At 67.2% G+C, this 14,332-nt stretch carries 14 protein-coding genes; 5 read left to right on the forward strand and 9 right to left on the reverse strand.

Annotation, left to right across the window (positions count from 1 at the left end):
* Positions 1 to 24: 24 nt before the first annotated feature.
* Genes A5727_RS15945 through A5727_RS15955 form a run of 3 tightly spaced genes read right to left on the reverse strand, consistent with a single transcriptional unit; the run spans position 25 to position 2,961 of the window.
* The gene (locus A5727_RS15945) at positions 25 to 627 is read right to left on the reverse strand and encodes a nitroreductase family protein (protein ID WP_068251348.1); all 603 of its coding nucleotides are present in this window, start codon (positions 625 to 627) and stop codon (positions 25 to 27) included.
* Positions 628 to 671: 44 nt separating this feature from the next.
* A complete protein-coding gene (locus A5727_RS15950; RefSeq protein ID WP_068251345.1) occupies positions 672 to 1,757 on the reverse strand; it encodes an NAD(P)H-dependent amine dehydrogenase family protein in 1,086 nt (361 codons plus the stop codon).
* Positions 1,758 to 1,770: 13 nt separating this feature from the next.
* Entirely contained in the window at positions 1,771 to 2,961 is a 1,191-nt protein-coding gene (locus A5727_RS15955; RefSeq protein WP_068251254.1) for an amidohydrolase family protein, read from the reverse strand.
* A gap of 84 nt (positions 2,962 to 3,045) precedes the next feature.
* Here A5727_RS15955 and A5727_RS15960 point away from each other — a divergent pair, with 84 nt between their 5' ends.
* Complete coding sequence (locus tag A5727_RS15960) at positions 3,046 to 3,954, forward strand: enoyl-CoA hydratase (RefSeq protein WP_068251261.1); 909 nt, start codon at positions 3,046 to 3,048, stop codon at positions 3,952 to 3,954.
* Positions 3,955 to 3,960: 6 nt separating this feature from the next.
* Here the strand turns inward: A5727_RS15960 and A5727_RS15965 are convergent, their stop codons facing one another.
* Positions 3,961 to 4,977: an acyl-CoA dehydrogenase family protein gene (locus A5727_RS15965; RefSeq protein ID WP_068251264.1), complete on the reverse strand. Its 1,017-nt coding sequence runs from the start codon at positions 4,975 to 4,977 to the stop codon at positions 3,961 to 3,963.
* Between the two features lie 107 nt (positions 4,978 to 5,084).
* On the opposite strand from A5727_RS15965, the gene A5727_RS15970 reads away from it, so the two are divergent.
* Positions 5,085 to 6,245, forward strand: coding sequence for an acyl-CoA dehydrogenase family protein (locus A5727_RS15970; RefSeq protein ID WP_068251267.1), 1,161 nt, complete (start codon positions 5,085 to 5,087; stop codon positions 6,243 to 6,245).
* An 11-nt stretch (positions 6,246 to 6,256) separates the two neighbouring features.
* Here A5727_RS15970 and A5727_RS15975 read toward each other — a convergent pair whose 3' ends face one another.
* The 4 genes from A5727_RS15975 to A5727_RS15990 are packed head-to-tail and all read right to left on the reverse strand — an operon-like array spanning position 6,257 to position 10,205.
* Complete coding sequence (locus A5727_RS15975) at positions 6,257 to 7,147, reverse strand: enoyl-CoA hydratase/isomerase family protein (protein WP_082949842.1); 891 nt, start codon at positions 7,145 to 7,147, stop codon at positions 6,257 to 6,259.
* A gap of 39 nt (positions 7,148 to 7,186) precedes the next feature.
* Positions 7,187 to 8,263, reverse strand: coding sequence for a hydroxyacid dehydrogenase (locus tag A5727_RS15980; protein ID WP_068251269.1), 1,077 nt, complete (start codon positions 8,261 to 8,263; stop codon positions 7,187 to 7,189).
* Positions 8,260 to 9,375: a TauD/TfdA family dioxygenase gene (locus A5727_RS15985; protein WP_068251271.1), complete on the reverse strand. Its 1,116-nt coding sequence runs from the start codon at positions 9,373 to 9,375 to the stop codon at positions 8,260 to 8,262. The genes A5727_RS15980 and A5727_RS15985 overlap by 4 nt, the downstream gene beginning before the upstream one ends.
* Positions 9,376 to 9,407: 32 nt before the next feature.
* A complete protein-coding gene (locus A5727_RS15990) occupies positions 9,408 to 10,205 on the reverse strand; it encodes an HpcH/HpaI aldolase family protein (RefSeq protein WP_068251277.1) in 798 nt (265 codons plus the stop codon).
* 77 nt (positions 10,206 to 10,282) lie between these two features.
* Here A5727_RS15990 and A5727_RS15995 point away from each other — a divergent pair, with 77 nt between their 5' ends.
* Together A5727_RS15995 and A5727_RS16000 are read left to right on the forward strand one after the other, a co-directional pair.
* Complete coding sequence (locus A5727_RS15995; RefSeq protein ID WP_068251280.1) at positions 10,283 to 11,428, forward strand: acetyl-CoA acetyltransferase; 1,146 nt, start codon at positions 10,283 to 10,285, stop codon at positions 11,426 to 11,428.
* A complete protein-coding gene (locus A5727_RS16000; RefSeq protein ID WP_068251283.1) occupies positions 11,428 to 11,820 on the forward strand; it encodes a Zn-ribbon domain-containing OB-fold protein in 393 nt (130 codons plus the stop codon). Before A5727_RS15995 ends, A5727_RS16000 begins: the two co-directional genes overlap by 1 nt.
* 3 nt (positions 11,821 to 11,823) lie before the next feature.
* Here the strand turns inward: A5727_RS16000 and A5727_RS16005 are convergent, their stop codons facing one another.
* On the reverse strand, positions 11,824 to 13,398 hold the full coding sequence (locus A5727_RS16005) for a class I adenylate-forming enzyme family protein (RefSeq protein WP_068251354.1): 1,575 nt from the start codon (positions 13,396 to 13,398) through the stop codon (positions 11,824 to 11,826).
* A gap of 55 nt (positions 13,399 to 13,453) precedes the next feature.
* Here A5727_RS16005 and A5727_RS16010 point away from each other — a divergent pair, with 55 nt between their 5' ends.
* Positions 13,454 to 14,320: an SDR family NAD(P)-dependent oxidoreductase gene (locus A5727_RS16010; protein ID WP_068251286.1), complete on the forward strand. Its 867-nt coding sequence runs from the start codon at positions 13,454 to 13,456 to the stop codon at positions 14,318 to 14,320.
* Positions 14,321 to 14,332 lie beyond the last annotated feature (12 nt).

Consider the following 14,332-nt stretch of genomic DNA (forward strand, 5'->3'; position numbering starts at 1 on the left):
GGTCCCTTCTCGGCGCGGGCCGGTTCAGCGACTCCAGGCCTGGTCCCAGGAGTCCACGGACACCGCCTCCTCGAGTGGCTTACGCCGCACGCGGTGGTGGTGTCCCCTGGGCCATCCGACGGTGACGAGCGTCGCGATCCGCCAGTCCTCGGGAATGCCGATCTGCGAGCGCAATTCGGCATCGCAGGCATCGTGCCACAGCGTGATCGCCGCGCCCAGGCCCTGCGCCCTCGCGGCCAACAGGAAGTTCTGCACGGCCGGGAAGATCGAGCCCCCCTGCTGCAACTCGGTGGTGCCGCGCTGCGGTTGCACGCAGAACAGCACCAGTTCCGGGGCGTCGCCACCGACGGTCATGTGCTCGGCCATGGTCCGGAGCGTGCGCGCCTTCGGGTCGGACGCGTCGTCCGGCACCTCGGGCAGGCGGTAGAACTCCTTCATGACCGTCCATGTCTGTCGTGCGGCGGTCGTGACCAGGGCCCGCAGCTGTGGCGATCTGAGCACCACGAACCGCCACGGTTGCTGGTTGCCGCCCGACGGCGCCCACGATGCGGCGAGCAGACAACGTTCCAGCACATCGGCCGGGACGCTCTCGTCACGGTAGCGACGCACCGCGGTGGCCGAACCCATGACGGTCCACAGGTCGTCGGAGACGGTTGGCGCCTCGGTGCAGCTCACACCGCCGCCTGCTGCGGGAGTACGCCCTGCCACCGCCCGGCCCGCATGGGTCCGGTGATGATCGGCAGGTCGAGCGTGGACAGCAGGCCGGGTTCGGCGGCGATGACTGCCGGTATGGCGTTGATCTCCCGCATCACCGTTGCGTAGGTCAGACCACGGAGGTTGTTTCCGCGGCCGTGCATCTCGATGTCCACGGTGTAGGTCGGCAGGCCGTCGACGATCACACGGTAGCCGCCGTGCGGCGACGGGTGCCTTGGCCAGTCCGGCGCCGCGCTCTCCCCCATCCTCGTGAAGTGCTCGAGGATCACGCGATCCTCACCGTCGACCACCCCGGCGAGGCGAAATCGCATGGCACCCATGGTTCCCGACTCGATCCAACCCGAGGCGACCCGGTAGCGCTCGGTGGCGATCCACGGCTCGATCTCGGTGTCGACGCGGTCCAAGGGCAGGCCCAGCCCCTCGGCCACCAGGTGCACCACCGGGGACCACAATGCGGCCAGCCGTTTCTCGTCCAGCAGCGGGGCCGGGAAATCCGGTGGATGCCCGAATCCCATGAAGTCGAACATGATCTCGGGTTGATTGATCCCGCCGTAGTCCAGGATCTCCTGAGTCGTCACGGTGTCGACCAAGCTGCTGAATCCCGACATCACCAGGGGTAAGACGTCGTTGGCCCACCCGGGATCCACACCGCTGTTGAACAGGCTGGTTCCGCCGTCGCGACAGGCCTGTTCGAGAAGCTCGACCGTGGCCTGGTCGGCCGCCGGTGGATAGCACAGCGGGACCAGCGATGTGCACACGACGTTCTTGCCCGCGCGCAGGCAGCGCGCGACATCCTGGGCGGCCTCGTGGTAGCGGTAGTCACCGGAGGCGAAGAACGCGACGGCATCGGCCGGCACCGCCAGCGCCGCGTCGATATCGCGCGTCGCGATCACGCCCGTCTCGGGCATGCCGCACAACTCCCCCGCATCGCGGCCGTCCTTGGCCTCGGAGTGCACGACGACTCCGACAAGGTCGAGACCGGGATGGGCGATGAGGGCGCGCAGCGCGCCCACGCCGACCTGTCCGGGGCCCCACAGGATCACCCTGGGCCTGGTGTCAGCGGCCACCGGGCACCGCCGTCAACAGGTCGCGCAGGTTGGCGCCCATGATCCGGCTGATCGCGGGTTCGTCGAGCGCCGCGATCTCCGGGGTCAGCTCGGCCGGATCGGCCAATCCCTCCGGATGTGGGTAGTCCGACCCGAACAGCACGCGCTCCACACCGATGAGGTCGATCAGGCCCGTCATGTCCTCCTCGTGAAACGGGTTCACCCAGACGTGTTCGCGGAACTGCTCCACCGGGTGGACCGCGAACTCGCCCGGCATCTTCCGGTACACGCGGTCGAACAGTTCGACCAGCCGGGGCACCCAGTTCCCGCCGTTCTCGACCACCCCGACCCGCACGCCGGGGTGCCGGGTGAAGACGCCGTGGGCCACCAGGGCCGCACAGGTGTCCAGGATCGAGCGGGCGTCCTCGTAGACGATCGTCCGGAACGCATCGGGTTTGAAGGGCTGGTACTCGGCGCCCGCACCCTCCCAGTCCCTGCTGTACCGGTCATATCCGGAGTCGCAGGCGTGCATCAGCACCGGAATGCCATGATGCGCGACCCGGCTCCAGAACGGGTCGAAGTACCGCTGCCCCATCGACGTGGTGTGTCCCGACACCGTGGCCACCGGTCTCGGGTTCACCAGGACAGCGCGGGCCCCGTGCTCCACGCACCAGTCGAGTTCGGCCACCGCCTTGTCCACATCGGGCAGCGTGATGACGGGGGTGGCGAAGATCCGGCCGTGATAGTCGAACGTCCACTCCTCCAGCAGCCACTCGTTGTACGCGTGAACGACGGCGTGCGTCAGTTCGATGTCGTCGAGCATGCGCTCTTCGAGCATCCCGCCCGTCGTCGGGAACATCACGCAGGCGTGGATGCGCTGCGTGTCCAGCAGGTTCAGCCTCTCCTGTGCGCGTCGGAAGGACTCCGGGCAGGCGATCGGATTCGCCAGTTCCCGAAGGCTCTTTCCCTCGGGGTTGATGCCGCGGAAATAGTCCGCCCAGGCTCCCGGCGAGGCCACCACCTCGTAGGTCGGGTTCGGAATGGTGTCGGTGAGCCTGCCCTTGATCATCAGCTTGGTGTGCCCGTCCACCTCGATCCACTGGATGGCACTCCGATACTTCCGCGGCAGGTGCCGGGTGTATGCGTCCGGTGGTTCGTACAGGTGATTGTCGGCGTCCCAGATTTCCAGGGCAGAGTTCATCGGAGTCTGATCCTTCCGTGGGACACAACGAGAATATACCTTCTCATTATCCGTTAACGCGATTACCAGTCTGAGGAGACCAAGTTGACCGAGTACCGGTTCCTGAAGTGGCAGACATTCGACGAAGGCACGATCGTCCGGATCTCGCTCAACCGACCCGAGCAGCGCAACGCACAGAACCGCGGAATGCTGGTCGAACTCGACGAGGCCTTTGGACGGGCGGAGGCCGACGACACTGTGCGGGTGGTGATCCTCGCCGGCGAGGGCAAGATGTTCTCCTCCGGCCACGACATCGGATCCAAACAGGCCATCGCCGAGTACCGGCGCGGCCCCGACCAGCATCCGACGGCGTCGATCAACGGCGGCAGAAGGAAGGGCGCCGAGAAGACGATGCTGCAGGAGTGGCACTACTTCTTCCAGAACACGTTGCGGTGGCGCAATCTGCGCAAGATCACCATTGCCCAGGTGCACGGTGACGTGTTCTCGGCGGGTCTGATGTTGATGTGGGCGTGCGACCTGATCGTCGGCAGTGACGACGTCCGGTTCGCCGACGTCGTCGGCACCAGGCTCGGCATGTGCGGCATGGAGTACTTCGGCCATCCGTGGGAGTTCGGACCGCGCAAAGCCAAAGAGCTTCTGCTGACCGGAGACGCGATCGATGTTCACGAGGCGCACCGGCTCGGCATGGTCAGCAAGGTGTTCACCCGCGACGAACTGGCCGAACGGACGCTCGAGATGGCCCGTCGTATCGCCGAGGTGCCGACCATGGCCGCGCTGCTCATCAAGGAGTCGGTGAACCAGACCCAGGACAACATGGGTTTCTACAACTCGCTGCAGGCATGCTTCACGCTGCACCAGCTCAACCACTCGCACTGGATGGGAGTCCGGGAGGACAAGGGAGCCACCGCGGGCCCCGAGCAGGGCGTGCCGGATTGGCGGACGGCGCCGCCAATTGTGTTGGCCACCAAGGACACCGTTCGCGCGGATGGGTGACCGGGATCAGCCTGCCAGCGCGCCGTAGCGCGCGTCGGCAACCCTGTCGAGCGCCACCGAGGGCTCGCCGTAGACCAGGGCCCACCCCCGTGCCCGACGATAGTGCAGTTGGATGTCGGCCTCCATGCCGAAGCCGTACCCGCCGTGGACATGAAGGCTGCGGTGCGTCGCGTCGCGAGCCGCCTCAGAGGCGAAGGCGAAGGCCATGGCCGCCAACTCGGTTCGCCGGTCCGGTTCGTCGATGAACGCACATGCAGCCCTGTAGGCCAGCAGTCGTGCACCGTCGGTCGCCGTGGCGCAGTCGGCGAGAGGATGCGCGACCGCTTGAAAGGACCCGATCGGGGCGCCGAACGCGTGCCGCTGTTTGGCGTATTCCGCGCCCATCTCGACAGCCCGCGCCGCAATGCCGGTCAGCGCCGCCGCGGTGAGGGTCAGCCACAGGTCGAGCGCACCTGCGAAGTGCTCGTGCGCCCGTGGCCCTTCACAGAGGACCAGCGCGTCGTCATCCACGGTGACATCGGCCAACGGCATCGCCGCGAGGTTCTGCACAGGGCGGCGTTCTCCGATCGGCGCCAGAAGGAGCCGGTCGTCGACGAGGGCCACCACCGCGTCGGCGATGGCGCCGGCCGGCACCAGCTCCAGGTGAGGACCCCGGCTGGAACGCGGCGCGAAGGTGACCAGCCTGTCGCCCGACAACGCGTCCCGCAACCACGTCTGCCCGCCGGCTCCGGCGGCCGCGAGTGCCGACGCGGCCACCTGGGCCTCGATCACCGGCGCCGAGGCCACGGCGCGACCGAACTGTTCGGCCGTCAGCGCCAGTTCCAGCACTGACGCGCCCCACCCGCCCGCGCTCTCTGAGACGGCCATCTCCACGGCACCCGTCTCCCCCAGCACCCGCCACAGCCGCGGGTCGAAGCCAGACGGTTCTGCGGCACGCACCCGCTCGGGTGTCGCCTCCCTGGCATACAGCGCGGCGAAAGCCTCGACGAGGCTTCGCTGTTCGTCAGTGAGACTCAGGTCCACGTTGGCCCACCCCGTCACATGCGGATATGTACACTCTCGAATCGGAGAGTAGCATTATCCATCGCGCCGACGCTGCCGTGCCGCAGACGACAGAATGGCTGGACTCCATGCATTTTCAGCTCGACCCCGAGGTTGAAGCCTATCGCTGTGAGGTGCGCGCGCACCTCCAGGAGGTGATGACGCAGGAGTTCGAGGAGAAGCTCCACCGCAGCGGAGTGGCGCACGACGACAGCTTCGCGAAGGGCCTCGTCGACCGAGGCCACTTCGCGCCCAGTTGGCCGGCCGAGTTCGGCGGCCAGAATCGTGGCGCATGGGACGAACAGGTCCTCAACGAGGAGCTCATGCGGTTCGACGCCCCGATGTACCTCTCGGAGACCACCCGAATGGTGGCGTCGATCATCCGGCAGATCGGCACGCCCATTCTCAAGGACCGGATCCTGGCCGGTGCGATGAAGGGCGACATCACCATTGCGTTGGGGTTCACCGAACCCGAATGCGGGTCCGACGTGGCCGCGGCCGCGACCAGGGCGGTCCGCGACGGTGACGACTGGGTCATCAACGGCTCGAAGATGTTCACCACCAACGGACACATCGCCGACTATGTGTTCCTGCTTGCGCGCACCAGTCCGGACAGACCCAAGCACCAGGGATTGACGATGTTCCTCGTCCCGTGCGACTCCGAGGGGTTCGAGGCCCAGGCGGTGTGGACGCTGTCCGGTGAGCGGACGAACATCACCTTCTACAGCGACGTCCGAATCGGCGACGAATGGCGCATAGGCGACGTCGACGGCGGCTGGGGTGTTCTCGGGCTTTCACTTCAGGACGAACACGCCTCAGGATGGGGTCCGCACCTGGCTCGCCTGCTGCACCATGCCGAACACTGGGCTGCGACAACGCCGTCCGGAGAGGGACGCACGCCCATCATGGACCGCGACGTCCGCAGACGCATCGCCAGAGTCGCGATGGAGACCGAAGTCTCCATGCTGCTGCAGCGACGGTGTGTGTGGATGTCCGAGCACGGTCAGGTACCCGTCGCCGAGGGGCCGATGTCCAAGGTCTTCAGCACCGAAGCCCTCGAGCGTGCCAGCCAGGACATCGTGGAGATGGTCGGACCGGATGCGCTGCGCAGCCATCTCGAGCCGACCTCGCCCGAGCACGGACGGTTCGAGCAGACCATGAGGTTCTCACTCGGCACGACGATCTATGCCGGAACAAGCGAAGTGCAGCGCACCATCATCGCGACGCGGGGCCTCGGGCTGCCCCGGTAGGTGACCGCCGGTCACCGGGCTTTCCAGTCGGGGCTGCGTTTCTCCATGAACGCTCGTGGCCCTTCGACGGCATCCTTGGTCAGGGCCACCTTCATTCGGTAGTTCTCGGCCAGCAGTTCGGCCTCGTAGATGGGCAGGGTCAGGCCCTTGCGCACCGCCATACGTGAACCCCGCACCGCCAGCGGCGCATTGGAGTTCACCACGTCGGCGATGGCCCACGCGCGGTCCATCAGCGCGTCGGGCGGGACGACCTCGGTGAAGATCCCCAGGTCATAACAGCGTTGGGCGTCCAACCGCTCGTGTCTGCCCATCAGCACGAGGCGCATCACGACAGGCAACGGCAGAATCCGCGCCAACCGCACCGCCTCGCGACCCGAGGCGACCCCGATGCTCACGTGCGGGTCCATCAGCGTCGCGGCCTCCGAGGCGATGGTGATGTCCGCGGTCGTGACGAGGTCCATCCCCGCCCCGCAGGCGATGCCGTTCACGGCGCAGATGATCGGCTTGGTCATCTGAAGCCACGGCGGGGTGGCCTCCTGGGGGGCATCCCACTGCCGCATCGCGCTCAAAATCGGCTCGCCCTGGTTGTCGATGCCCGCGGCGTTCTCCATGTCGTGGTCCGCGGCCTTCGAGACATCCGCGCCGACACACAGAGCGCGTCCCGCACCCGTGATGATCATCACCCAGATGTCCTGCGAGCGTTCAATTTCGGCGTACACTTCGGCCAGCTCAGCGATCATCTCATCGTTGATGGCGTTGAGCACCTCGGGGCGGTTGAGTGTCACGCATGCGGTGTGGCCGCGAACCTCGAAGTCGATGGTCCGGTGCTGTCGGACCTGCTCGTCCACCACTCCCGGACGTGAGCCGTTCGGCCCCGCCACATGGCTGTTGTCCTCAGACATGAAATCCCTTTCCGCGAAGGCGCCCTGTGGTCATGATGTTCACTCGGCCGCGGCGAACCGTGCCGTCGGGTGGATGCCGACAATGTCGAAGAATCTGTCGCAGTAGAGCGGCCAGACGTCCGGGTTGAGCAGGCGCGGCGGCATGCCGCCGGCGAAGATCGTCTGCCACTGCTGGGCAGTCGCCACGGCGATGTCGTGTGCCGCCTCGACGGTGATCCCCGCCGTGTGCGGTGTCGCCACGACGTTGGGCAGGTGCAGCAGTGGATTGTCGGCGCGCGGCGGCTCGGTGTGGAAGACATCCAGTCCCGCACCTGCGATGCCCCCTGCGGTCAGCGCATCGAGCAGGGCGGCTTCGTCGTGGATGGGGCCCCGCGCTGTGGTGATGAAGAACGCCGTCGGCTTCATCAGCGCGAACTCCGCGGCGCCTATGAGGCCGCTGGTCTCCTGGGTCAGCGGACACGTGACCTGGACGAAGTCGGATCGCTCGAGCAGATCGGACAGCGGCACCCGCTGCACACCACGGCGCTGAGCCGTCGCCTCGTCCAGGTACGGGTCGAAGACCAGAACCTCCATATCGAAGGGCGCGCACAGTTCGACCAGGCGCCCCCCGATCGCGCCGAGGCCAACCACCCCCAGGGTCTTGCCCTGGAGCTGACTGCCCCGCAGCGCCAGCCGATCACCGAGATCGCCGGCGCGCAGAACTCGGTCAGCCGCGGTGATCCTCTTCGCCAGGTCGAGCATGAACCCGAGCGCGTGCTCGGCGACAGCCTCGGCGCCCGGTCCCGAGTTGTTGCACACCGCGACACCGGCCCGCGTGCACGCGTCGACATCGATCACGTCGTACCCCGCGCCGGCCGAGCAGACCGCAAGGAGCTGATCACAACGTCGCACCAGCGCCCCGTCGGCCAGCCACTGCGTCCCGTCCGGGACAGCGGACACGTCGGTTCGGGTGGCAACCTGGTAGCCGTGCGCGGATTCCAGTGCCGCCCAGTTCTGTTCGGCGGGCACCGCGAGATCGAGCTTGACCAGCTCGACCCCAGCACTGCGCAGCATCGTGCCTGCGACGGGATCGGTCCAGCGTTCGTAGACGAGCCGAGGCCGGTCGATACCGCTCATCTGTTCAGCTTGGGCTTCGCCTGTGCCGCCTTGAACATGTCGGCCAGGGCGGAGTCGACGTTCTTGTAGTCATTGGCCGCGATCGCGCCGTCACGGCCCTCCACCACGTCGTAGCCGAGACGCAGGTCCCTGTTCTCCATATGGAAGTACTCGCGACCGATCGGCAGCCTGCGATCGGCACGTGGGACCTCCATCCAGGCGCGAAGGAAGCACCGGGCCTTCTTGGGGTCGTTGCTGCTGACGAAGTCCGACCGTGAATGGCACATCGCGAAGTTGTTCGCGACTGCGGCCTCGCCGGACTCCAGGCGGAACTCCACCTGCTGCTCGACCAGGACCCGGCGCAGGAGTTCGACCGCCTCCTCCTGTCGCGGCGTGAACTCGCGGCCGAGGGTCTTCATGGCCGGGAGGATGCTGCTGTAGGTGAAGTTGATGCAGATGCGCCCGTCGATCTGGGAGAACACCGGGACGTCATAGGGCGTCACATCAGGCTGGTCGTCGGGTTGCTCGCTGCGCCGGTGGTGAGGAAAGCCCTGGTAGAGCACGTCGAGCAGGTCGGGGCGCTCGGCCAGGATGCGGTTGTGCGCCGCAGGCCCGCTGGAGAACTGGCTCTCGCCACCCTGTGCCGCCGGATACACGCACAGCAGCGACAGGATGTCGGCCGCGTCGTTGTGCATGGCGAGCTCGGCGCGCGACTTCGTTCCGCGAGCCGGTTGAACGCCGTTGGGCAGGATCTCCTCCTGCACGCGCACCATCCGGTGACCGAAGGAGTTGTTGGACACGAGATATCCGAGGTGGGTGCAGAACGCCCAGTACATGCGTTCCAGCTCCTCGATCGAGTGCTCCTCGACCGGGAAGCCGCGCACGCACGCCAGCCCCCGGCCGAACATCAGGTCCTGGTAGAGGCGCGCGAGGTCGTCGTCGAGATCGGGGTGTCGGGCATCGTCGGCGGAGATCTGGTCACGGGGCCTGTCGGCCGTCTTCGCCAGGATCGACTCCAGCGCCGCGACATTGCGAGCCGACAGGTCGAAGCAGAAGTCCTCCTTGCTGGTGAAGTCCGCGCCGGTCCACGCCATCGGGTCCGTGACTTGTCGGGTGTAGATAGCGGTGGGCATCCGTCCTCCTGGTGTTCTGCCGAGGCTTTCCTTCATGGGTGCGTGCGGTCAGGCTTCCTCTCGAGTCCGCGCAGCGACTGTGCCCGCAGAGTCGCCGCTTCGCTCAGCATCCCGACATCGGTTCCCGCCGAGATGAACCGGAGCCCCTGGTGCACGAATCCCTCCAGCAGATCCAGGGACTTGATCCCGGCCACTCCGAACGCCACGCCGTGTTCACGACAAGCCGCCAGAACAGACTGTACCGCATTATGGAAACGGGCATTCTCATAGTCGCCGTGGATGCCCATCTCAGCGGTCAGATCGCTGGGACCCAGTAACACCATGTCGACCCCGTCCACCGACGCGATGTCGTCACAGGCCTCGACTGCCTCGGGCGTCTCGATCATCACGGCCACCGTCGTCTCCCGCTCGAACACCTGCGTGAGTTCGGCCGCCGATCGGTGACCGAACCCGCTCAACGCATTGGGGCCCGAGATCGATCGGTGACCGACGGGAGGGAATCGTGCGGCGTCGACGACAGCCCGTGCTTCTGAACCGGAATTCACGTGGGGCACAATCACTCCGGTGGCACCCGAATCCAGCACCCGGGCAATCAGACTGGGATCCTGTGAGGGCGTCCGAACCAGGCCCCAGATCCCCGCGCCGAGCGCACTGGCGCACAACATCGCTGCCACCTCCAACGATGTCGAGGTGTGTTCGAGGTCGACGTAGACGGCGTCGTATCCGCATGCCGCCGCGATCATCGGGATGTCGGTGGTGCGCGCGGCCTGCAGAGCCAGGCACAGCACGAGGCCGTCGCCCCGCAGCGCATCTCGCAACGATTGCCGCACCGCACCACGGTATCCGAACGAGAACAGCTATTTCACATATTCGAAAACGGGTGTATCTCCTGTGATAACCATGTCCTATGGCGTCGAATCGCGTGGCGATTGTGGGGGTCGGACTCTCCGACTGCGGACGGGTGCCCGACAAGACGGCCCTGGGGCTGATGGCCCAGGCGGCGCAGCGCGCGGTCGCCGACGCCGGGCTCACCAAGGCCGATGTCGACGGGTTCGGTGCGCACGGTGCACTTCTGCCTCCCATCGAGGTCAGCGAGTACCTCGGGCTGCGCCCCCGGTGGGTCGACGCGACGAACGTCGGAGGCTCGTCCTGGGAGGTCATGGCCGGGCACGCCGCCGACGCGATCGCCGCCGGCGAGATCGACGTGGCGCTCCTGACCTACGGGTCGACGGCACGCAGCGACGTCAAGCGCCGCCTGCGTGCCTCCGCGGCGCCGGTGGGAGCCGGCGGTGTGCTGCAGTACGAGGCCCCCTACGCGCCCACGCTGATCGCGAAGTACGCGATGGCCGCACGTCGGCACATGATCGAATTCGGAACCACCGTCGAGCAGCTCGCCGAGGTCGCGGTCGCCGCGCATGAGTGGTCGGCCATGAACGACAACGCATTCGACCGCGAGCGCATCACGATCGCGGACGTCGCAGCCGCGCCCATGCTGGCCGATCCGTTCACCGCGAGACACGTCTGCCTGCGGACCGACGGTGGCGGTGCGGTCGTGCTGGCAGGCGAACGTGTCATCAAGGACTGCGAACGCGAGCCGGTCTGGATTCTCGGATCCGCCACCGCCGCGTCGCATGTGAGCATGAGCGAGTGGCCGGATTTCACCACATCGGCGGCGGCGGTGTCGGGACCGCGGGCGTTCGCAGCGGCCGCGGTCAGTCCGGGGGACATCGACGTGTGCCAGGTGTACGACTCGTTCACCTCGACAGTGCTGATCACACTCGAGGACCTCGGCTTCTGCGCCAAGGGCGAAGGCGGCCCTTTCATCTCCTCGGGCGCACTGCGTCCCGGCGGCGCGTTGCCCACCAACACCGACGGCGGCGGCCTGGCCTCGTGCCATCCGGGAATGCGAGGCATGTTCCTCATGGTCGAGGCTGTGCGACAACTGCGTGGCGACTGCGGTCAACGGCAGGTGACCGACGCGCGACTCGCGTGTGTGCACGCGATGGGTGGCTTCTTCAGTCACAGCGCCACCATGATCCTGGGGAGGTCCTGATGACGCCGCGCCCCGTGACCGACGCCGACAGCGAAGCCTGGTGGACCCGCGTCCGGGAACGCATCCTGACCGTCAATGCCTGTGACTCATGCGGGTTGAACTCGCTGTACCCGCGGCCCTTCTGTCCGCACTGCTGGAGCCAGGACGTGGCGCTGACGGCAGCGTCCGGGCGCGCCCGCCTGTACACGTGGAGTGTGGTCCACCAGAAACCGACCGACGACGACCCGCGCACGGCCTACATCGTGGCGATGGTGGATCTCGAGGAGGGGCCCAGGCTGATGACCACGATCGAGGACTGCGCGGTCGAGGATCTGCGCGACGGACTGGATCTCACCGTGGCATTCCGAGAAGACGACGACGGCTGGGTGGTCCCGGTGTTTCGGCCGGTGTGACGCTCAGCGAGTCGCGGCCACGCGGTCGGCGAACAGTCGCTTCCGCCCCTGTCCGGCATCGGCCAACTGATTGCGCAGCACCTTGCCGCCTGCGTTGACCGGCAGCGGGTCGTCCCAGAACACCAGTTCTTCGGGCAGCTTGTACTTGGGCAGTCCCGCGGTCAGCAGCGCCGTCGTGACGTCGGCCAGCGAGAGGTCGGTCCCGCCGTCCAGCACGAGTGCGACCGCGAGCCGCTCGCCGGTCATGGCGTCCGGCACCGAGTAGGCCGCGCACTCCCGCACTCCCGGGATCGCGCTCACGGCCTCCTCGACCTCCGCCGCCGCGATCTTGAGTCCGTTTCGGATCACGATGTCCTTGATCCGCCCGACGATCCGTACGCGTCCGTCCTCGAGTTCGGCGACGTCGCCGGTCACGAACCACTCCCCCTCGAATGCTGCGCGGTCGTCGTCGGCGTCGGTGTACCCGAGAAACACGTGGGGCCCCTTGATGCAGCATTCGCCCGGGTCGCCGACGGAACCGAGCCTGACGTCGACATGGTTGAGCGCCACGCCGTCGTCACCGTGGCGCACGGCCCGAGACTCGTCGCGCAGACCCGAGGTGCTCACCGGCGCCTCGGAGGATCCGTAGGCCCGCATGACGGTGATGCCGAACTCATCCTCCGCGCGTTCGACGATGCGACGATCCAGCATCGTCCCGCCGAGATAGACCGCGCGCAGCGGGATTTCCTGATCGCGTTGAGCGGCCTGGTCCAACAGCCTGTCCAGCAGGCGATCCGGTCCGCCGTACCACGTGGCGCCGGACGCGGCCAGCAGGTCATAGGTGGCCGACGGATCCCAGCGGTCCTCCAGCACGGTGGCCGCCGACAGCATGGGGGCGACGAACAGCGCCTGCAGGACGCCGGTCGCCGAGGCCAGCGGGCTGATCAGCAGGACGCGATCGGCCGCGGTCAACCCGGCGGCGGCGATGTAGTTCGCTGCCGCGGTGGCCAACGTGCTCAGCGAATGGATCACCCCTTTGGGGCGTGACGTCGTGCCTGAGGTGTACAGCACGACCGACGGTTCGTCGGCGGCGCGGGTGGGCCGGTGCGGTGCCGCGGCCGAGCTCTGCCGCCGGTGGCGCGGGTCCACCCAGGTGACGACGTGGTCGTCTCCGAGAACGGTGTCCGAACGCTTTGCGGCAGCGATGCCGAACACCGCGCCGGTCCTGGTGATGATGTCGCGGATCTGGGCGGCGCCGGCATTGTCCGGCACCAGGAGCGCCACCGCATCCACCCGCAGGACCGCGTGGACGGCGATGACCGAGTCGATGTCGTTGCCCACGATGAGCAGCACCGGTGTGTCACGTCCCACCCCGGCCGCCACGAGTGCGTGGCACGCCGTGTCGATGCGTTCGTCGAGTTCGGCGAAGCTCAGTTCGGTGCCGCGCTGCATGAGCGCGACGCGGGTCGGCTGGCGGACGGCTGCGAATCGGACGACGTCGAGCGGAGTCGCCGACCAGAGCCCCGCGGCGCGATAACCCGGGCGAAGCACCCCGGCCCTGTCCCGGGCGTGCCGCAGCAGATCCTCACGCTCGGTCAAGGTCACCTCCGGTGCAAACGCCCATTCTCACACATGCAAATGTAACCTCTCTGGAATGGACTCACTGAGGTTCGATGATCAGGTTGCCATTGTGACCGGCGCGGGCAACGGGCTCGGGCGCTGCCACGCCCTGGAACTCGCCCGACGAGGAGCCCGCGTCGTGGTCAATGACCTCGGCTCCCGAGTGGACGGAACGGGTCAGACATCGCAGGCCGCACAGTCTGTGGTCGATGAGATCACCGCCGAGGGTGGGGTCGCGGTGGCCAACGGGGACTCGGTGGCCACCGAGGAAGGGGCCCAGGCAATCGTCGCCACGGCCATGGACGCCTTCGGCGGGGTCGACATCCTGGTCAACAACGCCGGGATACTGCGGGATGCCGCGTTCAAGAACATGACTGCCGAGCAGGTGGACGCGGTGTTCGCCGTGCACCTCACCGGCGCCTTCAACGTCACGCGTGCGGTGTGGCCGGTGATGCGCGGGCAGGATTATGGCCGAATCGTCCAGACGACCTCTGGCACGGGACTTTTCGGGAACTTTGGCCAGGCCAACTATGGCGCGGCGAAGATGGGCCTGGTGGGCATGATGCACGTGTTGGCCATCGAGGGGGCGCGCAACGGCATCTCGGTCAACGCCATCGCGCCGATCGCGCGGACCAGGATGACAGAGCAGATCATGGGCGATGCGGGCGCGGCGATGGATCCCGAACTGGTGACCCCGGTGGTGGTCTATCTGTCCCACCGAAGCTGTGATCGCACCGCGCACATCTACTCGGTGGGGGCCGGGAAGGTGTCCCGGGTGTTCATCGGCGTCACCAAGGGCATCGAGGACCCGGCGCTGAGCGCTGAACGTGTCGCCGAGTCAATCGACGAGATCGACGACGCGGGTTCGTTCACGATTCGGGGCGGGCCCAGTCCGGCGTGATCTCGCCGTTGT

This window comes from Mycobacterium sp. ACS4331, from assembly GCF_001667265.1.
Taxonomy (GTDB): domain Bacteria; phylum Actinomycetota; class Actinomycetes; order Mycobacteriales; family Mycobacteriaceae; genus Mycobacterium.

Excerpts from the sequence above, each read along its gene's own strand:
- A5727_RS15945 (WP_068251348.1), bottom strand. The coding sequence starts at position 627 with ATGGGTTCGGCCACCGCGGTGCGTCGCTACCGTGACGAGAGCGTCCCG.
- A5727_RS15955 (WP_068251254.1), bottom strand. The coding sequence starts at position 2,961 with ATGAACTCTGCCCTGGAAATCTGGGACGCCGACAATCACCTGTACGAA.
- A5727_RS15970 (WP_068251267.1), top strand. The coding sequence starts at position 5,085 with ATGCATTTTCAGCTCGACCCCGAGGTTGAAGCCTATCGCTGTGAGGTG.
- A5727_RS15975 (WP_082949842.1), bottom strand. The coding sequence starts at position 7,147 with ATGTCTGAGGACAACAGCCATGTGGCGGGGCCGAACGGCTCACGTCCG.
- A5727_RS15980 (WP_068251269.1), bottom strand. The coding sequence starts at position 8,263 with ATGAGCGGTATCGACCGGCCTCGGCTCGTCTACGAACGCTGGACCGAT.
- A5727_RS15985 (WP_068251271.1), bottom strand. The coding sequence starts at position 9,375 with ATGCCCACCGCTATCTACACCCGACAAGTCACGGACCCGATGGCGTGG.
- A5727_RS15995 (WP_068251280.1), top strand. The coding sequence starts at position 10,283 with ATGGCGTCGAATCGCGTGGCGATTGTGGGGGTCGGACTCTCCGACTGC.
- A5727_RS16000 (WP_068251283.1), top strand. The coding sequence starts at position 11,428 with ATGACGCCGCGCCCCGTGACCGACGCCGACAGCGAAGCCTGGTGGACC.
- A5727_RS16010 (WP_068251286.1), top strand. The coding sequence starts at position 13,454 with ATGGACTCACTGAGGTTCGATGATCAGGTTGCCATTGTGACCGGCGCG.